At 65.0% G+C, this 18,193-nt stretch carries 24 protein-coding genes and 1 tRNA gene; 8 read left to right on the forward strand and 17 right to left on the reverse strand.

The genetic code is table 11. The features are described 5' to 3' along the window. Nucleotides 1–165 precede the first annotated feature (165 nt). Nucleotides 166–402 carry a type II toxin-antitoxin system HicB family antitoxin gene (locus D573_RS0101065; RefSeq protein WP_018937354.1) on the forward strand — a complete coding sequence of 79 codons (237 nt, stop codon included), beginning with the start codon at nucleotides 166–168 and terminating at the stop codon, nucleotides 400–402. Nucleotides 403–947: 545 nt separating this feature from the next. Further along, the gene (locus D573_RS0101070) at nucleotides 948–2,171 is read left to right on the forward strand and encodes a Fic family protein (RefSeq protein WP_018937355.1); all 1,224 of its coding nucleotides are present in this window, start codon (nucleotides 948–950) and stop codon (nucleotides 2,169–2,171) included. Nucleotides 2,172–2,246: 75 nt separating this feature from the next. On the opposite strand, the gene D573_RS0101075 is transcribed toward D573_RS0101070, so the two are convergent. Both D573_RS0101075 and D573_RS0101080 read right to left on the reverse strand, forming a co-directional pair. Further along, a complete protein-coding gene (locus D573_RS0101075; RefSeq protein ID WP_018937356.1) occupies nucleotides 2,247–2,501 on the reverse strand; it encodes a type II toxin-antitoxin system RelE/ParE family toxin in 255 nt (84 codons plus the stop codon). 26 nt (nucleotides 2,502–2,527) lie between these two features. Then, nucleotides 2,528–2,800, reverse strand: coding sequence for a CopG family ribbon-helix-helix protein (locus tag D573_RS0101080; protein ID WP_019564015.1), 273 nt, complete (start codon nucleotides 2,798–2,800; stop codon nucleotides 2,528–2,530). Nucleotides 2,801–2,983: 183 nt separating this feature from the next. On the opposite strand from D573_RS0101080, the gene D573_RS0101085 reads away from it, so the two are divergent. Both D573_RS0101085 and D573_RS0101090 read left to right on the forward strand, forming a co-directional pair. Next, nucleotides 2,984–3,298 carry a helix-turn-helix transcriptional regulator gene (locus tag D573_RS0101085; RefSeq protein WP_018937357.1) on the forward strand — a complete coding sequence of 105 codons (315 nt, stop codon included), beginning with the start codon at nucleotides 2,984–2,986 and terminating at the stop codon, nucleotides 3,296–3,298. Nucleotides 3,299–3,301: 3 nt separating this feature from the next. Further along, nucleotides 3,302–4,558, forward strand: a complete 1,257-nt coding sequence (locus D573_RS0101090) for a type II toxin-antitoxin system HipA family toxin (protein ID WP_231367848.1) — start codon at nucleotides 3,302–3,304, stop codon at nucleotides 4,556–4,558. 226 nt (nucleotides 4,559–4,784) lie between these two features. Here the strand turns inward: D573_RS0101090 and D573_RS0101095 are convergent, their stop codons facing one another. The 5 genes from D573_RS0101095 to D573_RS0101115 form a co-directional block, all read right to left on the reverse strand. Further along, nucleotides 4,785–5,117, reverse strand: coding sequence for an MbcA/ParS/Xre antitoxin family protein (locus tag D573_RS0101095; RefSeq protein ID WP_026287882.1), 333 nt, complete (start codon nucleotides 5,115–5,117; stop codon nucleotides 4,785–4,787). A 91-nt stretch (nucleotides 5,118–5,208) separates the two neighbouring features. Further along, a complete protein-coding gene (locus tag D573_RS0101100) occupies nucleotides 5,209–5,418 on the reverse strand; it encodes an MbcA/ParS/Xre antitoxin family protein (RefSeq protein ID WP_018937360.1) in 210 nt (69 codons plus the stop codon). Nucleotides 5,419–5,492: 74 nt separating this feature from the next. Continuing rightward, complete coding sequence (locus D573_RS0101105) at nucleotides 5,493–5,801, reverse strand: hypothetical protein (RefSeq protein ID WP_018937361.1); 309 nt, start codon at nucleotides 5,799–5,801, stop codon at nucleotides 5,493–5,495. Further along, complete coding sequence (locus tag D573_RS0101110) at nucleotides 5,798–7,000, reverse strand: site-specific integrase (protein WP_018937362.1); 1,203 nt, start codon at nucleotides 6,998–7,000, stop codon at nucleotides 5,798–5,800. The genes D573_RS0101105 and D573_RS0101110 overlap by 4 nt, the downstream gene beginning before the upstream one ends. Then, entirely contained in the window at nucleotides 6,993–7,220 is a 228-nt protein-coding gene (locus D573_RS0101115) for a hypothetical protein (RefSeq protein WP_018937363.1), read from the reverse strand. Before D573_RS0101115 ends, D573_RS0101110 begins: the two co-directional genes overlap by 8 nt. A 136-nt stretch (nucleotides 7,221–7,356) precedes the next feature. On the opposite strand from D573_RS0101115, the gene D573_RS0101120 reads away from it, so the two are divergent. Continuing rightward, nucleotides 7,357–7,584, forward strand: coding sequence for a helix-turn-helix transcriptional regulator (locus D573_RS0101120; RefSeq protein WP_026287883.1), 228 nt, complete (start codon nucleotides 7,357–7,359; stop codon nucleotides 7,582–7,584). Between the two features lie 205 nt (nucleotides 7,585–7,789). Here the strand turns inward: D573_RS0101120 and D573_RS0101125 are convergent. The 3 genes from D573_RS0101125 to D573_RS0101135 form a co-directional block, all read right to left on the reverse strand. Beyond that, nucleotides 7,790–7,866: transfer RNA gene (locus D573_RS0101125), tRNA-Met, on the reverse strand. Between the two features lie 65 nt (nucleotides 7,867–7,931). Then, on the reverse strand, nucleotides 7,932–8,237 hold the full coding sequence (locus tag D573_RS0101130) for a ferredoxin (RefSeq protein ID WP_018168966.1): 306 nt from the start codon (nucleotides 8,235–8,237) through the stop codon (nucleotides 7,932–7,934). An 82-nt stretch (nucleotides 8,238–8,319) separates the two neighbouring features. After that, the gene (locus tag D573_RS0101135; protein WP_018937365.1) at nucleotides 8,320–9,057 is read right to left on the reverse strand and encodes a YdiY family protein; all 738 of its coding nucleotides are present in this window, start codon (nucleotides 9,055–9,057) and stop codon (nucleotides 8,320–8,322) included. A 103-nt stretch (nucleotides 9,058–9,160) separates the two neighbouring features. On the opposite strand from D573_RS0101135, the gene D573_RS0101140 reads away from it, so the two are divergent. Together D573_RS0101140 and coq7 are read left to right on the forward strand one after the other, a co-directional pair. Next, on the forward strand, nucleotides 9,161–10,357 hold the full coding sequence (locus D573_RS0101140) for a (Fe-S)-binding protein (protein WP_196800517.1): 1,197 nt from the start codon (nucleotides 9,161–9,163) through the stop codon (nucleotides 10,355–10,357). Between the two features lie 63 nt (nucleotides 10,358–10,420). After that, nucleotides 10,421–11,062: a 2-polyprenyl-3-methyl-6-methoxy-1,4-benzoquinone monooxygenase gene (gene coq7, locus D573_RS0101145; protein WP_018937367.1), complete on the forward strand. Its 642-nt coding sequence runs from the start codon at nucleotides 10,421–10,423 to the stop codon at nucleotides 11,060–11,062. Between the two features lie 58 nt (nucleotides 11,063–11,120). On the opposite strand, the gene speD is transcribed toward coq7, so the two are convergent. Together speD and D573_RS0101155 are read right to left on the reverse strand one after the other, a co-directional pair. Continuing rightward, nucleotides 11,121–11,930, reverse strand: a complete 810-nt coding sequence (gene speD / locus D573_RS0101150) for an adenosylmethionine decarboxylase (RefSeq protein ID WP_018937368.1) — start codon at nucleotides 11,928–11,930, stop codon at nucleotides 11,121–11,123. A 90-nt stretch (nucleotides 11,931–12,020) separates the two neighbouring features. Next, nucleotides 12,021–12,449 carry an OsmC family protein gene (locus D573_RS0101155; protein ID WP_018145174.1) on the reverse strand — a complete coding sequence of 143 codons (429 nt, stop codon included), beginning with the start codon at nucleotides 12,447–12,449 and terminating at the stop codon, nucleotides 12,021–12,023. A gap of 198 nt (nucleotides 12,450–12,647) precedes the next feature. Here D573_RS0101155 and crp point away from each other — a divergent pair, with 198 nt between their 5' ends. Further along, the gene (gene crp, locus D573_RS0101160; protein ID WP_018145159.1) at nucleotides 12,648–13,295 is read left to right on the forward strand and encodes a cAMP-activated global transcriptional regulator CRP; all 648 of its coding nucleotides are present in this window, start codon (nucleotides 12,648–12,650) and stop codon (nucleotides 13,293–13,295) included. A gap of 84 nt (nucleotides 13,296–13,379) precedes the next feature. Here crp and trpC read toward each other — a convergent pair whose 3' ends face one another. The 5 genes from trpC to D573_RS0101185 all read right to left on the reverse strand — a co-directional run bounded on the left by trpC (nucleotide 13,380) and on the right by D573_RS0101185 (nucleotide 18,188). Further along, complete coding sequence (gene trpC / locus D573_RS0101165; protein ID WP_018937369.1) at nucleotides 13,380–14,195, reverse strand: indole-3-glycerol phosphate synthase TrpC; 816 nt, start codon at nucleotides 14,193–14,195, stop codon at nucleotides 13,380–13,382. Then, on the reverse strand, nucleotides 14,192–15,226 hold the full coding sequence (trpD, locus tag D573_RS0101170; protein ID WP_018145157.1) for an anthranilate phosphoribosyltransferase: 1,035 nt from the start codon (nucleotides 15,224–15,226) through the stop codon (nucleotides 14,192–14,194). The genes trpC and trpD overlap by 4 nt, the downstream gene beginning before the upstream one ends. 29 nt (nucleotides 15,227–15,255) lie before the next feature. Next, the gene (locus tag D573_RS0101175) at nucleotides 15,256–16,485 is read right to left on the reverse strand and encodes a multidrug effflux MFS transporter (protein WP_018937370.1); all 1,230 of its coding nucleotides are present in this window, start codon (nucleotides 16,483–16,485) and stop codon (nucleotides 15,256–15,258) included. 166 nt (nucleotides 16,486–16,651) lie between these two features. Then, complete coding sequence (locus D573_RS0101180) at nucleotides 16,652–17,245, reverse strand: aminodeoxychorismate/anthranilate synthase component II (protein ID WP_018168959.1); 594 nt, start codon at nucleotides 17,243–17,245, stop codon at nucleotides 16,652–16,654. 139 nt (nucleotides 17,246–17,384) lie between these two features. Beyond that, complete coding sequence (locus D573_RS0101185) at nucleotides 17,385–18,188, reverse strand: triacylglycerol lipase (protein ID WP_018145154.1); 804 nt, start codon at nucleotides 18,186–18,188, stop codon at nucleotides 17,385–17,387. Nucleotides 18,189–18,193: the final 5 nt, after the last annotated feature.

Raw genomic sequence — 18,193 nt, forward strand, 5'->3', positions numbered from 1 at the left:
GGCGCGACCGCTTGGCCGCCACCTGCTCAAAATTGCCGTTTTTTGAGCAGGTCGTCCGAGACCCTCTCAAAAGCTGGCGGTCTTGAACACAAACAAGCTGGGCAGGGCGTACAGAAAACGGGCGCCGGCGCAATGATGCTGGACAATCGACAAGGAAGCCTCGAGATGGACACTCAGAAATATCCGGTCCGGATTGAACCCGACGCAGATGGACGCTACCTCGCTACCTGCCGCGACGTACCGGAAGCGCTCACTGACGGAGCGGAACGCGACGAAGCCAAGGCCGAGATGGCGGACGCACTCATGGTGGCACTAGAGGGCTACCGGCTGGACGGGCGTCCTCTGCCTCCGCCATCACGCCCCGAACCGGATGAGGTCCTGGTCCGAGTGAAGGCGGGCTGATCGCTCGGACGGAGGCCTAGTGGGCCATGCGGTTAATAAGGTAACGCTCAGAGCCACTGTGCTGGCGCGAATCAAGGCGCGTTTCGCAGGGAATGGCGGCGTCCTTGCCAAGAAACGCAACGCCGAGTCGCGGCCGCACAGTGACTCCCGAAGGGCCGTCGCACAAGCGCCGTGGGCTGCGTTCCGCTCGCTTGAATGGGCGAAGGCCAGTCCTGCGCTTGCGCGCCTTGCCCACAACGCTTGTGCGACGGCTGAGCGTTACCTTATTAACCGCATGGCCCACTAGGTAGGTGTCAGGTCTCACCTGGTCATATACGCGTTTGTCCAAGGCCAGACAGCGGGGCTGTACGATGAGAATGGCCCCGAGGGCAATATCGCGGATGAGCCATCCCTTTCTTGGCAACTTCATCGCCCACGAATTTCGCCCGGATTTGGCCGAGGAGTTTGCCCGGGCAAACTCAACATCCAGAGCGCCCGGCAACCCGGACAGGCTTCCGGACATGCTTTCCGGAAAGGATCGACTAAGTCACTGATCCACCGGTATTATGAGCGATTATAGAGCGGACAATGAAGCGGACATCGACACGGTCGTGGATCGTGGTGAGAACGTTGCGCTGATGGAGCCACTTCAGATTGGCGAGGGGTCTCGTCATCGTGACGAACTGAGCGACCTGGTTGTCGAACTGGTGGGGCGCGCAGCGGGTTTTCGGCGCGGCCTGCCCCAGGGCGTGGAACCTGCGTTGGTGGGCCTTGCTCGTACTGCGAACTGCTACTACAGCAACCTGATCGAGGGGCATTACCTCCATCCCGTGGAGATTGAGCAGGCACTGGAGGGCGAGTACAGCCCGGATTCCCAGCAGCGGGGTCTTCAGCTCGAGGCGAGAGCCCATATAGCCGCTCAGCACTGGATTGATGAAGGCGGACTGACGGGCCGTGCGACGGCGGCGGATGGGCTGCGCGAGCTGCACCGTCGCTTTTGCGAGCCATTGCCGGAGGAGTTGCTATGGGTGGAGCATCCGGCATCCGGGCAGCTTCTGCGGGTGATCCCGGGGGCGTTGCGTGAGCACGAGGTTCAGGTGGGGCCTCATGTGCCGGTGAGCCCGGGCGCACTGGGCCGCTTTCTCGCGCGGTTCGAGGCGGTTTATGCAAGCGGTGGTCGGCTGGATCGGGTGCTTTCAGCAGCGTGTGCCCACCACCGGTTGTTGTGGATTCATCCGTTTCTGGATGGCAACGGTCGGGTGGCGCGACTCATGTCGCACGCGGTCTTGATGGAACATCTGGACACCGGCGGCGTTTGGTCGGTCGCGCGGGGCCTGGCGCGCAACGAGGAGGAATACAGACGCCGACTGATGGCTTGTGATGGGCCGCGCCGGGGTGGCCTGGATGGACGGGGGCAACTAAGTGAGGCGGCGCTGGCAGAGTTTACGGGGTTCTTCTTATGGGTTTGTCTCGATCAGGTCGACTTCATGGAGCGGTTGATGGAGCCGCAGCGGCTTCGGGACCGCATTCTGCGCTGGGCAGAGGAAGAGGTCCGTAACGATGGGTTGCCGCTGCGCTCCGGCCGGGTGCTGGAGGCGGTGCTGTACCGCGGCGCGCTACCGCGCGGGGATGTGGCCGGATTGCTGGATCTCAGCGAGCGCCAGGCACGTCGCATCACGTCGGCTCTGCTGTCGCAGGGGGTGGTGGAATCTCCCAGCTTCCGAGCCCCTTTGCGACTCGCGTTGCCTGCCACGTTGGCGTCGCGGCTGATGCCGGGGCTGTTTCCCTAACCAACCCCCCGAGCCCGTTTGCAGGCCGCCCCGTACACGCCGCGCGGCGCAAGCGGTTAAAGCTCGGGCTCCACATCAGTAGCCCGCCTCTTTCTGGTGTCGGAAGGCCAGGACATACACCGCGTCGTCGGCCGGGTCGCGACGGTACAGGACCACAAATCCGGAGTCGCCGAAGGCAATCAACAGCTCGCGCAGGTCGGGTATTTCAGGGTCCGGCCGGCCAGCATCGGGTACCGTTTCCAGCAGCAGGAATTGCCGCTCGATCGCCTGGCCCGCGCGCCTGGCGGCATCCGGGGCTTTGGTGGCAAGAAAGCCCCGGCATCGTTCCAATCCTTCTGCTGCGCCTGCGGTGACGATTACTCGTGGCACTCGGGCACGGCCTTTTCATCATCAGTGCCCCAGGTGTTCAACCAGGCACGCGCTTCCTGTCCGGTCAGGTGCTGGCCGGTTTCCCGATAGGCCGACCAGGACGCCAGGGCTTCCTGCCTGAAGCTCTCGCGGGCTTCCTCGCGCTCGACGTATTGCCGGATGGCTTCGAGCATGATCCAGTGAGGCGTGCGTCGGCGTTGACCGGCAAGGTGCTGGACGCGACCTTTCAACGTGTCATCAATCTTCAGTGACGTTGCCATAGAGGGCCTCTTATTACGAAGTAATACCTTGTAATATTCTATCCATTCTTTCCCTCTGCATCCACCCCCCGATCGTTCGAGCGCGCCAAAGATACCCAGAGACGCCCGAGGCTATAATGCGTATTAACTTTTACCTAATTCCCATTTAATGCGCCTTATTCTACCCATTCTTGGAATGCACACATGAAGTTTCGCCCCCTCCCGCCCCTCGAGAACGCAATGAAGAGAGTGGGCGAAAACATCGAGATTGCTCGCAAGCGGCGCCAATGGACGGAAGCGATGATGGCAGAGCGCATTGGGGTGAGTCGGAAAACGTATGCAAAGATCGAATCCGGCGATCCTTCCGTGAGCTGGGGTGCGGTCGCATTCGCCCTCTTTGTGCTACAGATGACCGACCAGATCGAAGACCTTGGCGCGCCCGAGAAAGATCCCACCGGACTCCGGCTCAGCGAAGATCATCTCCCTAAACGGGTCCGTAGGCCGCGCAGACGAGATTGAGCCATGACGGAACATGCTGGCGGAATCGAAGTCTGGGTCAATCGTATGGGTCCGGATGTCCGTGTCGGCACGATGCGAACCTCATTTCAACGCGGAACGATTCTGGCGAGCTTTGAGTACCACACCGATTGGCTGCGCTCACCGCTCGCGTTTGCCATTGATCCATCGCTACCGATGCTCGAAGGTCCCCAATACCCGAGCGATGGACATTCGCTCTTCCCAGTCTTTGCCGATGCCGCTCCCGACCGATGGGGGCGCTATCTGATTGCGCGCGCAGAGTGGTACGCAGCCGCCCAGGAACAGCGGACACTTCGTCCACTGTTCGACATCGATTACGTGCTTGGCCTCACCGACCGGTATCGTATGGGCGCGCTGCGCTTTCGTGATCTCCAGGGCGATCAAGCAGAAGCGCCATTTCTTGCGGTGTCAGATGAAAAAACGCCCCCAGTGACCCAGATGCATGAGATTCAGGAAGCGGCCCGACACCTAGAGTCCGGCACGGAAACCGCGCGGGATGTACAGATCCTCCTGGGTCCCGGATCCCCATTGGGGGGAGCACGACCCAAGGCCGTTGTGGTCGATGAATTCGGCTGTGAGTGGATCGCCAAGTTCGAGCGCGATCAAGATCCGCGGCCGGTACCGCGATGGGAAGCATTGACCCTCGCGTTGGCTCACGACGCGGGCATCGTAACGCCCCGCTTCCAATCCATCGCAGTCGATGGCCGCAGCGTATTCCTTTCTCGCCGCTTCGACCGAATGGAGGACGGCAATGGACGCGTTCCGTACGCAAGCGCGATGACGCTTTGCCGAAAGCGTGACGGGGAAGACGCCAGTTATCTGGAGATCGCGGGAGCCATCCTGCAGCACGGCGGGAGCCCCCGGGAGGACCTGCGGCAACTATGGCGACGCATGGTGTTCAGTGTCCTCGTCCGGAATACGGACGACCATCTCCGCAATCACGGGTTCTTGTGGGACCCCGCCTCGGGGTGGCGACTCTCACCCGCATTCGATATCAACCCGACGCCGATCAAGGAGGGGGCAGCCGTGCACGCGCTGGCACTCGATGACCGCGGCGATCGCACCGGCTCGATGGATCTGGTCATGGGCGTCCATGATCACTTCGGCCTCTCGACGCAAGAAGCCCAAACCATCACCCAGGAGGTGACCCGGGCGGTTTCGAACTGGCCGCGAAGGGCCCGCGATTTTGGTTTGAGCGCGGCGGATTGTCGTCGCATGGAAGGAACGCTCCCCGCCCTCTAGGTCTCGATTCCTCCGCGTTAACTCGCCTCAGGTAATCCAGTCCTTCAGGGGTCCCACCCTGCAAGGCTTCAATCATTACGCGCAGGGCGCAGCCAATCCAAACGACGCGGGCGTTGACGGGCCAAGGTGTCGCCTTGCCGTAAAATCGATCCATTGAAAATACGTCGAGCTCGCCCAGAATCCCACGGGCCCAACAGAACGTTCAGGCGTGATTCCAGTGGAATCGTCAGGCGACAACGCGGTCCAGATAGCCCCTGACGCGCAACAGGCCCTGCAACCCCTCCCGACTCACGACTTCGGCCGGAGTGCAGCCATCAAACGCACGGTTGTGCGTCTGCATCCAGCAATAGGCTTTCTCCCGGTCGTGCGGGAATAGCAGACGCAGGTCCTTGTGGATGCCCAAAACATGGCCGGCACGCTCCAGAAGCTCACGATTATCGGCCAGCGGCTCCCCTTGGCGATATGAACACAGCGGATCCGTGTCCTGCGGCCCCAGCCCTAGGATGGCGAGTGATTCGTCCGTATCCAGGCCCCAGTTCTCGAAGGCCTGCGCCACCATCCGCGCCAAGGCGCTGCGTTCATCGACCGAGACCGATGGGGATGCTGCTTCCGTCATGGCTCCTTGCCCCTTCTCTGTTTCCCTTCGTCCCTTACGAGAATACGCCGTGCTCGATCCGGTGCAGGACAGTCTCGACCTTTTCGGTACCCTTTACTGTTTCCAGCAGGTTGATGGGCGCGTCCCCGAGCGCACGATTCCGTGTGCACATCCAGCGGTCAGCAATCTCCGGGTCTTCGAACAGCGCGGTTGCTTTCTCGCGGATGCGGGTAATGCGCTCTTCGACTTCGTTCTGGTCAGCCATGGATGCCGTCCTTTCTGCGTGCCCGCCGCAGGCCTACCCATAAAGGTAGCATCACCCAACTGCCTTGTGGCCGTTCAGGCGGTCGGCTCGATCAAGCCGGGATCGTCTTCAGTCGGACGGTTCACGCGCGTCGAAACCGGGTGATAGATCAATGCATTCGGATTCAACCGGACGGTCCTGGCCCGGATGTCCTCGCGCACCCCTGCTGCCACCGCGGGGTTCCGGGTTTCCCCCTCCCAGCGCTGGCCGGCGTGGTGCAGGACGAGATGGCCAACGCCTGCCCGCTCGAAGTAGTCCCGGACTCGGTAGACGCCAAAGGTTTGCACGGCTTCGTCTACGTGCCCGGGCACCAAGTGCTCGACGGTGGGGACGGATGCCTTCATGACTCACCCCCGAAGCGTTCATCGATCAGGCTCTCGAATGCCGAACCGTCCTGCCGCGTCGCGTTCGGGATGAATCGCGAGTACGTCTTGAACAGCATCTCCGTGGAGGTGTGGCCCAACTGACGAGCGATCCACTCGGGCGACTCGCCCGCGGCCAGCCACAACGTCGCGGCGGTATGCCGCATCGTGTAGGGCCGTCGGTAGGGGATGTCGAGGTAACGCAACAATGGGGCCCAGACCCGCTTGGTCAGGTTTCGATTATCGATCGGCTGCCCCGCCGTGTTCGTGAAGACATAGTCGAGATGTCCGGTCGCCTTGCGCTGATCGAACAGCGCCTCGCGGACGCGGCGGGACATGGCCACCTCACGCTGAGAACCGTCGTTCTTGGTGTACTCGGTCCGGCCATCCAAGTACGTTTCCCGGACCAGGATCTGGTTACGGTCAAGATCGACGTGCTTCCATTTGAGTCCGTGGGCTTCACCGGAGCGCAGCCCCGTGAAGCAGCGCACGGTGAAGTAGTTCCTCAGGTCGGGGCGAACGTGCTTCAGGATCAGCCGCACTTCGTCGAGCGTGAACGGATCGACCTGCGTCTTTCGCTCCTTCAGGAGTTTCACGCCCAGAAACGGGGATCTAAACTGGAATCGGTCGGCGGCCTCACCGAACATCATCCTCAGGATTTTGAGAGTCCTGTTGATGGTGGAAGGCGACAGCTCACGTTTGCGTACGGGGCTACCTTTGGCGAGATGGGCCCGAAATGCGTGGATGTCTTCCTTACTGATGTCGCCGACCTCCCTTCCCCTCCCGAAAAACGAAAACACGTGCGTCTCGAAGGCCGTAGCAACACTTTCCCGGTAGGTCTGGCGCCAGGTCGGCGCCATCTCATCACTCCAGGTTCGATAGAACGACTCGAGCGAGGGCGTTCGCATCGGAGGCTTGGGGGCAAGCGAGGCGCGAGGCATGGCCACCGCCTGCTGTTGCAAGCCCGCGGGCGCCGGTGCTTTCGGACTGTCGGGAAAGAATGCTCCGTAGTCAAAGGTCCCGGCGGCGACTTCCGCCTCCAGTCGGCGCGCCACCTGCTCAAGGCGCTTCCGATTGGCCGGCGTATTCGGGAGCGTGGTCTGTTCCCTGTAGCGTTTCCCTGCATAGCGAAAGTCGAGGAAAAGATACCCAGTATCTTTCCGCGCCCGAACGCTAGCCATTGCAGATACCCCCGTTGGCCATGGGTACTGCAAACGCGCCGGACTTCATCATGTCCTCTTCAATCGTCTCCCAGATGAAGAGAATCTTCCGCCCCCCGAAAGGGCGGATGTAGTGGCGACCTTCAAGCAGGACGCTGTCCTTGAGTCGGTCGCGAATCGTGCGTACTTCGTACTTGATGCGACCGGAGAGTTCGGCAGTAGACAGGTAGGTGTAGCTCATATAGCCTCCAAAGCGACTTTCTGGGTGAAGTTTGTCCACGCAGGGTGAGTTTATGCCCTGCTGAATGACAATTTAGAACCCAGAATGACGCCTGTCAAGGCAAAATGTCATTCAGAATGGAAAAAGGTCGCCTACGATGATCCGATGTCACCTGTCGACCCTTATGGGAAAGCGGAAAATGAAGATCATGGATGTCGCCCGCGCCACCGGGCTACATCGCAATACGGTTTCCCTTCTCTACAAGGAGGAAGCCGTTCGCATCGAGATCGACGCCATGGACAAGCTTTGCGAGCTGTTCAACTGCTCGGTGGGCGAACTCTTCGAATACACCCCGGAAGGGGATGGGGATGGCGAAACACAGTGACCACGTTCCCGGCACCGAAGCGCGGAACAGGTCCTGACGGAAGGGGAGTTATCTCGGCGGTGGCCACGCACGATGGCGCGGCTGCACGAAACGGTGGGAGACCTTCAGCGAACATGCCCTGGGCACCGAATGGGCACGGCGTGGGCACGAGGTGGGCACGGTGCCCAAACGAGAAAGGGGCTGCCGAGGCAACCCCTTGAATTGGTGGTGGCTACGCCCTGATTCGAACAGGGGACCCCATCATTATGAGTGATGTGCTCTAACCAGCTGAGCTACGTAGCCACGCGGGCTGCGAATTCTCCGGAGGCCGGCGCATAAAGTCAAGCCAGCGCGTCGCCCGGCGGGGTTCAGATCTGCAGGCGCTCGACCACGCGGCCGTTCTTGAGGTGTTCTTCCAGGATCTCGTCGATGTCGCGTTCGTCCTGGTAGGTGTACCAGACGCCCTCCGGATAGACGACCGCGACCGGTCCCTCGTTGCAGCGGTCCAGGCAGCCGGCGGTGTTCACCCGCACCTGGCCCTTGCCGTGGATGCCCATGGCCTTGGCCTGGTTCTTTGCATAGGCGCGCATCTCGGTCGCCCCGTGGTCCTCGCAACAGTTGCCGTCCTCGCGGCAGTTGGTGCAGAAAAAGATATGGCGCTGGTAGTAGCCCATGGAAGTCTCCGATGATCCCTGCGGCTCATGATAACGCTGCCACCGGCAAAACGGCGGGTGGCAGCGTGCGCTGTCCGTGCATTCAGCGGAAACGGTAGACCAGGCTGACGTCCGTGATGGTGTCGGTATTCTCCACGCCGGGCTCGACGTCCGTGTTGTGCTTCACGGTGAAGCTGGTACGCAGGGACATCCGGCTGGTGACATCCGCGGTCAGGGCGAGGATGTTCTCGATCTCGGTGTTGTCGCTACCGGTCAGGATCAGCAACTCGTCGGTGAGGCGGGCGCTTTCGCTGATCTCCCAGCGGAAGTTGCCGGCCAGGCGGCCGACCGGTTCGTTGTCGGTCTCCCCGGTCGTGCGGATGCGCACCTGGCGCATACCGGCACCGATCTCGCCGTCCAGCTGCACCCGCTCGCCGTCGATCAGGCGACGACCATAACCAGCCGTGGCCGAACCCTGGTAGTCATAGTTGCTAAAGCGGTCACGCTCGTAACGCAGCGCCCCGAACAAGTAGTCGTGCTCGCCCAGCTTGCGGTCCGCCTGATAACCGGCGATGTAGCGCTCGCCGGTGGTCTCGTCGTCCTCTTCGTGGAAGTACGCGTCCAGGCGGATGCGATTGCGCCAGTCAATGGTCGTGTGCTCGGCGCGGAAACGGCCCGTGGCCGTGGTGGACTCGGTGTTCCCGGTGGTCTTGGAGGCCCCGAGCTCGATCGTCGATTGCCAGCCCTCGGCCTCCCAGGCCAGGGCCTGCGAGACTGGTATGCTCAGCAGGATGAGCGAGGCAAACGCAGACCCGACGGGCCGGAACGAACGCACGAGCATGGGAGACCTCCCGGAATCGAATGAGGGCAAGACCCTAGCAAAGCCGCTCGGCGCATCGGACCAGCCCCTGAGATTCCGGGGACTTTCCGCCGCGGACCAGTGCGTGCACTGCGGGCTGTGCCTGCCGCACTGTCCGACCTACGGCTGGCACGGGGTCGAGGGCGACTCCCCACGCGGGCGGCTGACCCTGATGCAGGGCCTGGCCCAGGGCCAGCTGGAGCCGGAATCCGAACGCCTGCGCAGCCACCTGGAAGGCTGCCTGGGTTGTCGCTCCTGCGAGACGGTGTGCCCGGCCCGCGTGCCCTTCGGGGCACTGATGGACCGCGCCCGCGAGATCCTGACCGAACACCCCACCACGCCGTCGCGCGGGGACCGCTGGCGCCAGGCGCTACAGCACCAGGCCCTGCTACATCCGAGCCTGCGCAGCCTCGGGGGGCTGGCGGCGCGCACTGGCGCCCGCCTGGGTGTAGACCGCCTGCTGCCACGCGGCGGCTGGGAACGCAGTCTCGCCCACACCCGCGACTCCCTGGCACCCGCCCCCCGACTGCACGCGACCGCGAGCCCGAATACGGCCGATGCCTTGCTGTTCACCGGCTGCATGGACCGCTTTTTCACCGGCCCCGATCTCGAAGCCGCTCTGGAGGTCCTCGACGCCCTCGGCGTGCGCATCGCCATCCCGCAGGGCCAGGTTTGCTGCGGAGCGCTGGACCAGCACACCGGCCACCGCGCGGCGGCGCAGGCGCTGCAGGCGCGGAATGGCGAAGCCTTCGGCACCCGCGAGGTGCCGGTGATCGCGCTGGACAGCGGTTGCGAGGCCACGCTGCGCGAATACCCCGAGGACACGCTGGCAGCGTGCAGCCAGAGCCTCACCCGGTTTCTGGCGCAATGGTTGGACGCCGCCGACACCGACGGGGATATCTGGGACGCCACACCGATACGCATCGCGCTGCATCGGCCCTGCACCCTGCGCAACGTCACCCGCGAGGCCCGCGAGCTGCCCGCAATCCTAGGACGCCTGCCCGGGGTCACGCTGGTGCCGGTCGCCGACGCGCCGAACTGTTGCGGCGCCGGCGGCACCGCGATGCTGACACAGGCAGCCATGGCCGACGACCTGGGCACCGAGACCCTGCAGGCCCTAACCGCCGACGCCCCGGACGCGATCATCAGCCCCAATGTCGGTTGCAGTGTGCACCTGCGGGCGCTGGCAAGCGAACAATCGGACCCGCCGGAAATCCTGTCACCCGCCCGCTTTCTGGCCCGGCGTCTGAAAAACCACACCCACCACTCCGCCGGGCGCTGATCCCTGCCCGCGCTTGCGGTACCCTTGAGGGGTACACCACGACGCCCCAACCGGACCGGAACCATGCGCCGACTTTCCCCGCTGGACCACCTGATCAACCAGGCCGACGCCTTCGTGAAGGTCGTCTCCGGACAGGCCCGCTCCACCGGCCGGCCATCCCCGGGTGGGGACGACATCGGGCCGCACCTGGAGGATCACGAACGCGACCTGTCCGCCCGCCTGATGCGGGTCAATCATGCCGGCGAGGTCGCGGCGCAGGGGCTGTACCAGGGCCAGATGCTGACCGCCCGCAACCCGGAGATCCGCGGCCACCTGGACCAGGCCTCGCGCGAGGAGGGCGATCACCTGCACTGGTGCGCCCGCCGGGTACACGACCTGGGCGGCCGCACCAGCCTGCTGGGGCCGTTCTGGTACATGGGTTCGTTCGGGATGGGCGCGCTCGCCGGCCTGACCGGCGATGCCTACAGCCTGGGCTTTATCGACGAGACCGAGCGCCAGGTGGAACGCCACCTGGACCGCCACCTGGAGCGCCTTCCGGCGCACGACGAGGTCTCCGCGCGCATCCTGGCGCAGATGAAGCAGGACGAGGTGGAACACGGCGCGCACGCGATGGCACTGGGCGGCAAGGCGCCCCCGTGGCCGGTGCGCAACCTCCTGATGCCGCTGACGTCCAGCGTGATGACGCGCACCGCCTACTGGATCTGACCCGCAACACGGGACGCCCGAAGATCATCGCCGCGTGCAACACGCGGCGAGCACGGCCTCAGCCCGGACTGCTCATGTTCTTGCCGTAGAAGATCTCCATCATCTCGTGCTTGAGCAGCTTGGAGATGCGCTTGGCCTCCTTGGCCGAGTAATCATCCTTGCCCAGCCCGAACAGGTAGCTGTCCAGGTCGAAGTCCTTCAGCACCATCTTGGTGTGGAACAGGTACTCCTGGTACACGTTCACATCCACCATCTGGTACTTCTCCTGGGTGTCACGCGACAGGAAGTCCTGGATGGAGTTGATCTTGTGATCGATGAAGTGCTTCTTGCCACGCACGTCGCGGGTGAAGCCGCGCACGCGGTAGTCCATGATCACGATGTCGGACTCGAAGCTGTGGATCAGGTAGTTCAGGGCGCGCAGTGGCGAGATACGCCCGCAAGTGGACACGTCGATATCCGCGCGGAAGGTCGCGATCCCGCCCTCCGGGTGCGCCTCCGGGTAGGTGTGCACCGTGATGTGGCTCTTGTCCAGGTGGCCGACCACGGTCTCCGGCAGCGGGCCGGGGCCTTCGGTGTAGCCGATCTTTTCGGTGGCCACCGGCTCTTCCGAGATCAGCATGGTCACCGACGCGCCCTGCGGATCGTAGTCCTGGCGGGAGATATCGAGGATGTTGGCCCCGATCAGGTGGGCCACATCGGACAGGATCTGCGTCAGACGCTGGGCGTTGTACGCCTCGTCGATGTACGCGATGTATTCATCGCGATGCCGGTCACCCGAGGCATAGCAGATATCGTAAATATTGAAGCTCAAGCTCTTGGTCAGGTTATTGAAACCGTGGAGCTTGATCTGCTTCTTGTGACGAGGCATGGCGTGTCCTCTTGGCCCGGGCCGCAGCGAGCGGCGAATTGTAGACGCCCCGGCCCGCAAGTCCAAGGACGGGCCCAGGGAGACGCGGCTTCAGCGCGGCGCCGGCCCCTCGATGATCTCGAAGTCATGGGTCACCTTCGCCGAGGCCCCCAGCATCAGCGAGGCCGAGCAGTACTTCTCGGCCGAGAGCCCCACCGCACGCCCGACCTGCTTCTCTGACAGCTCGTGGCCGTACACGCGAAAATGCACATGGATGTCGGTAAAGACCTTGGGCACGGTCTCCGCCCGCGTGCCCTCCACGGTCACCTCGCAGTCCAGCACCTGCTGGCGCGCCTTCTTCAGCATCGCAATCACATCGAAGCTGGTACAACCGCCCATCCCCAACAGCAGCATCTCCATCGGGCGTGCGCCCAGGTTGCGCCCCCCGGCATCCGGCGCCCCGTCCATCACCACCGCGTGGCCGCTGTCGGTCTCGCCGACAAAGGCCACCTGATCCAGCCATTTCACTTTCACCTGCATCGGGCTTGTCCTTTCACACTGTTGGATGGAGAAATCCACGCCTATACTCGGGTAGAACTCTACTCAGGGCGGACCTGCTGCACAAAACAGGGCCCTGCCGGCAGATTTTGTGAACGGTGCCAGTTACCCCGGGGTGCAGGGCACGGATGCTGCATTACACTGGCGCTCATCCTCAGGAAGCTGATATCGGACGTGACCATGGAAGCCTTGAACAACCCGTTCATTTACCGCCCGGCGCAGCCATCGCCCGCGCTGGAGCGTTTCCTCGGCTACTGCCACCGGCGCCAGTACCGCAAGCGCACCACGATCATTCACTCGGGCACCGTACCCGACACACTGTATTACGTGGTCAGTGGTTCAGTCTCGGTACTGGGCGAGAACAACGGACATGAGCTGGTACTTGCCTACCTGAACAAGGGCGAGTTTTTCGGCGAGCTGGGCATGTTCGAGGACGACCCGCGCAGCGCGACTGTCACCACCCGCGAGGACACCGAGACCGCGGAGATTCCCTACACCCAGTTCCGCGAGATCGCCCAGCGCGACCCCGAGATCCTGATGCTGCTCACCAGCCAGATCGCGGCCCGCCTGCGTCAGACCTCGCGCAAGGTGATGGACCTCGCGTTCGTGGATGTCACCGGCCGCATCGCCCACACCCTGCTGGACCTGGCCCAGCAGCCCGACGCGATGACCCACCCCGACGGCATGCAGCTGCGCATCACCCGGCAGGAGATCGCGCGTATCGTGGGTTGCTCGCGCGAGATGGCCGGACGCGTGCTGAAGGATCTGGAAGAACGCGGCCTGATCACCGCCCACGGCAAGACCATCGTAGTGTTCGGCACCCGCTGACGCTGCATTCCCCGCAGCCTCCGTCGAGATAAAACCCGGGCCAGCCTCCTTCGGCCCGGGCCTTCGCCCCTCCCTTGGGAGAGGCTACTGTTCGCCGCGGAACAGCTGGCCCAGGGCCGCACCCGGGTCCTCGGTGCGCATGAAGGCCTCGCCCACCAGAAAGGCATTCACCCCGGCCGCCTGCATGCGCGCGACATCCTCGCGCGTGTGGATGCCGCTTTCGGTCACCAGCAGGGCCTCCTCCGGCACCTGATCCTTCAACTCCAGCGTCGTCTCCAGCCGCGTCTCGAAGCTGTGCAGATCGCGGTTGTTGATGCCGATCAGGTCGGCCCCGATGCGCTTGGCCCGCTCCAGCTCCTCGGCGTCATGCACCTCCACCAGGGCATCCATGCCCAGCTCGCGGGTCAGGAAGAAGAGCTCGTGCAGCGCCGTGTCATCCAGCGCCGCCGCGATCAGCAGCACGCAATCCGCGCCGAGTACACGGGCCTCGTAGACCTGGTAGAGATCAATCACGAAATCCTTGCGCAGGATCGGGATCGTGCAGGCCACACGCGCGTCGCGCAGGTCGCCGTCGCGTCCCTTGAAGAAGTCCACGTCGGTCAGCACCGACAGACAGGTCGCACCATGCTCCTCGTAGCTGCGCGCAAACGCCTCGGGGTTGAAGTTCGGGCTGATCTGGCCCTGGCTCGGGCTGGCCTTCTTGATCTCCGCGATCACCGCAGGGCGCCCGGCGTCGATATCGCGCTGCAGGGCCGCGCGAAAACCACGCGGCGCCGGGGCGGACCCCATCCAGCCGCGCAACTCGCGCAGTGGCCAGTACACCTCGCGTTCCTTCAGCTCCTCGCGCTTGCGCTCCAGGATGCGCTGCAGGATGTCGGGTACTGCGTTGCCTTCACTCATTGTGCTTCCTTGTTTGCCAGTCTTGCGCTGGTCGCTTGCAGGCGCTCCAGCCGTTCGCGCGCCGCGCCGGAATCGATCGCCCGGGCGGCGGCCTTGATCCCCGCTGCGAGTGTGTCCGCCCCGCCGCCGGCGTAGATCGCCGCCCCGGCATTCAGCAGCACGATGTCGCGTGCCGCACCCGCCTGTCCGTCCAGCACGCCGCGCAGCATGCTGGCCGAGGCCTCCACGCTGTCGACCCGCACCGCATCCAGCGCGGTGGTGGTCAGCCCGAAATCCTCCGGACGGATGGTGTATTCGCGGATCTCGCCATCCTGCAGCTCCGCCACCCGGGTCGGCGAGGCGATGCTGATCTCGTCCAGACCATCCTCGGCATGCACCACCAGGACGTGCTCGCTACCGAGCCCCTTGAGGGCCTCGGCCAGCGGGCGCACCCAATCCTGGGAAAACACGCCGAGCACCTGATTCGGCGCCCCGGCGGGGTTGGTCAGCGGCCCCAGCACATTGAACAGCGTACGCACGCCAAGTTCCTTGCGCGGACCGATCGCGTGCTTCATCGCGCCGTGGTGGGCGGGAGCGAACAGGAAGCCAACACCGACCTCGTCGATACAGGTCCCCACCGCCGCCGGCGACAGGCCCAGCGAGATCCCCAGCGATTCCAGCACGTCGGCACTGCCGGATTTCGACGACACCGAGCGATTGCCGTGCTTGGCGACCCGCACGCCGCCCGCCGCCGCCACCAGCGCCGCGGCGGTGGAGATATTGAAGGTGCCCGAGGCATCGCCGCCGGTTCCGCAGGTATCCACCAGCCCGGTACGCGGCACATCCACGCGCGTGGCCAGCGAGCGCATCACGCCGGCAGCCGCGCGGATCTCCTCGATGGTCTCGCCCTTCATGCGCAGGGCCACCAGGAACGCGCCGATCTGGGCATCCGTGGCCTCGCCGGTCATCACCGCCTGCATCACGGCGGTCATGGTCGCCTCGTCCAAGTCGCGGCGCTCGATGAGGGCCGCTATCGCTTGCTGCACGGTCACGGGCTTGCTCCTGCGGAAATTCGAAGCGGCTAGTGTAACGTCCGCGCGGTGCCCGCACGACCACCGCCCGGCGCGACCAGCCAGGCGGCCAGCGCCAGGGCCCAGAGCAGCAACGCCGCGAGGACCAGACGCCCCATGGCATCGTCCAGCCAGTCGACCAGGAACAGTGCCAGCAACGCACTGAAGCCCAGTTGCACGAAGGCCTGCATGGCCGCGGCCATGCCGCGCGCGCCCGGGTAACAGTCCAGCGCCAGCAGGGTCAGCGACGGCATCGCCGTGGCCAGGGCGAAGCTGTATAGCGCGAACGGCCCGGTGATCGCAGCCACCGGGCCGTCGGCCAGCACCGCCAGGCCCACCAGCGCCAGCGACAGCCCGGACAGCCCGAGCCCGATCGCCACGGCCCGCCGCGGGCTCACCGCCCCGGCAACGCGCCCGGCGACGAAGCCGCCCACCACCAGCCCGGCGACCAGCGGCCCGAACAACCACCAGAAGTCCTGTTCCCCGCCTTGCAGGTGCTCGTAGATGATGGTCGGGGACGCGGCAATGAACAGGAACATCGCCCCGAACATCCCCGCATGGACCGCGACCGGGAACAGGAACGCCGGGTTGTGCAGCGTGCCCAGGTAGCCCCGGATGACCGGACGCGGGTGACTGGAGACGCGGCCGACCGGCGGCAGGGTCTCCGGCATCCAGGCGCGCACCGCCAACAGCAGGAAGACGCCGTAGAGTGTCAGGAAGGCGAACACCGAACGCCAGCCAAACGCCGCCTGCAACCAGCCGCCGATGATCGGCGCGGCGGCCGGCCCGATCGCGAACATCATGGTGACCAGCGCGAACACCCGCCGCGCGTCGGTGGGATCAAAGCGATCGCGGATCAGCGCTCGCCCGACCACCACCCCGGCCGCCGCCGCCAGCCCCTGTCCCATGCGCAACGCCAGCACCTGCCAGTACTCCATCGCGAACACCAGCAGCACCGAGGTCAGCACGTAGGCCAGCAGGGCCCACAACACCACCGGGCGCCGGCCATAGGCATCCGACAGCGGGCCGGCAATCAGGGTGGCCACGGCGAACGCGACCAGATAGGCGGACAGCGTCGCCTGCATCGCCACACCATCGACGGCCAGGGCCTCGGCCATCGCCGGAAACGAGGGCAGATAGGTATCCAGCGAGAACGGCGCCAGCATGGACAGCGGCGCTACCAGCAGGGCGAAGCGCAGCCGCGTGCTGCGTTCCGTGGCGGCGCCCCTCAAGCGAGGCATGCGCGCCGGAATCGAGAGTGAACACCGGTCGGGCACGACCCGCGAGAGGCCGCCGCGCGAGCGGTGCGAGCCGCAATACCGCCAGCAGGCGCGGCCAGGCGAACCCCACCTGCCGTCCAGAACAAGCAGTAAGGGCCGCGTGAAAAGGTGTCTATTGACCTGCGCTTCACGCCGGCTGGGGCAGGCGACTCAGGAAGTTGCCGAGCAGTTCGTGCCCCTGGCGGGTCAGGATGGATTCCGGGTGAAACTGCACGCCCTCGACATCCAGCTCGCGATGACGCAGGCCCATGATCTCGTCGCGCGAGCCGTCTTCGCGCTGGGTCCAGGCAGTGACCTCCAGACATTCCGGGAGGCTTGCGGCCTCGACCACCAGCGAGTGATAGCGCGTGGCCTCCAGCGGATTCTCCAGCCCGGCGAACACCCCGACCCCGGTGTGATGCACCGGCGAGGTCTTGCCGTGCATGATCTCGCGCGCCCGCACCACGCGGCCACCGAAGACCTGGCCGATCGCCTGGTGCCCGAGGCAGACCCCGAGGATCGGGATCTCGCCGGCAAAGCGCCGGATCACCTCCAGCGACACCCCCGCCTCGTTCGGCGTACAGGGGCCGGGGGAGATCACGATACCGGTGGGGTCGAGCTCCGCAATCTGTTCCGGGGTGATGCAGTCATTGCGGTGCACCACCACCTCCGCCCCCAGCTCGCCCAGGTACTGGACCAGGTTGAAGGTGAACGAGTCGTAGTTGTCGAGCATCAGGATCATGGCGAACGCCCCTGGAGGCCGAAAGAAACGGGCAGACGAATAAAACCGAGGTCATGCGCACCCAGGCAGGAACCAAGCATACCCCGGGTCCCGAGTGGTTGCGCCGCAACCGCAATCGCGCTGGCGAAACCGTGCGCCTTCATCGGGGCAGCAATAGCGCCACCAGCAGGGTGCCGTCGGCGGCCTCCAACCGGTGCCCGCCAGGGCTGGGCAGGGTATGCGCCCGTCCGCGCAAGGCCGGGAGACGGTTCATGTCCTGACTGGCGGCATCCACCCACGGGTCGGCCAGCCGCACCACCGATACATAGCGGATGGGCGGATGCTCCCGCGTGTTCAGCCACTCCAGGTGCGTCGCATCCGGCGAGCCGCCCTCCGGCCCCCACAGCCCCTCGCGCCGGTGCAGCCCCTGCATTCCGGCGAACGGGGCGTACAGCCCCAGCGGGGAATCGGCCAGCGCATCCGTCACCGAACGCGCCAGCGCGGACCAGCCGCCCCCCGCATGCGGCGCGGAGAAGGTCACCAGGGTGGAGATGGCCGGGTGCGGCTGACGCACCAGCAGCTCGCGCGCCACGACCCCGCCGGTGGAATGCCCGACCAGCACCAGCTCGCGGCCGGGGTGGCGCCGGGTCAGACCATCGACCACCTGGCCGAGCGCCCGCGCCCGTTCCGGTGGAGCCACAGCGGTCGGCAGATCCACGGTATAGAACTGGCGTGCGGCGGGGTCGGGAGCTCGCTCGAAGTGCGCAGCGCCCACGTTTGCACGGGCACGCCCGCCATCGGCATAGCCGGCGGCGTTCAGGGCCGCGGTGAACCCGGCTTGGCGAAAACCGTCGCCGCGATCCCAGCCCCCGGGTACCAGCACCACGATCTGCGCCGCCGCCAGCCCCGGCAACAGCCAGAGCCCGAGCACCAGCAACAGGATGCGAAGGCCACCGCACCGCATGACCG

It is taken from the genome of Thioalkalivibrio sp. AKL9 (genome assembly GCF_000377825.1).
GTDB classification, from domain to species: Bacteria; Pseudomonadota; Gammaproteobacteria; order Ectothiorhodospirales; family Ectothiorhodospiraceae; genus Thioalkalivibrio; species Thioalkalivibrio versutus.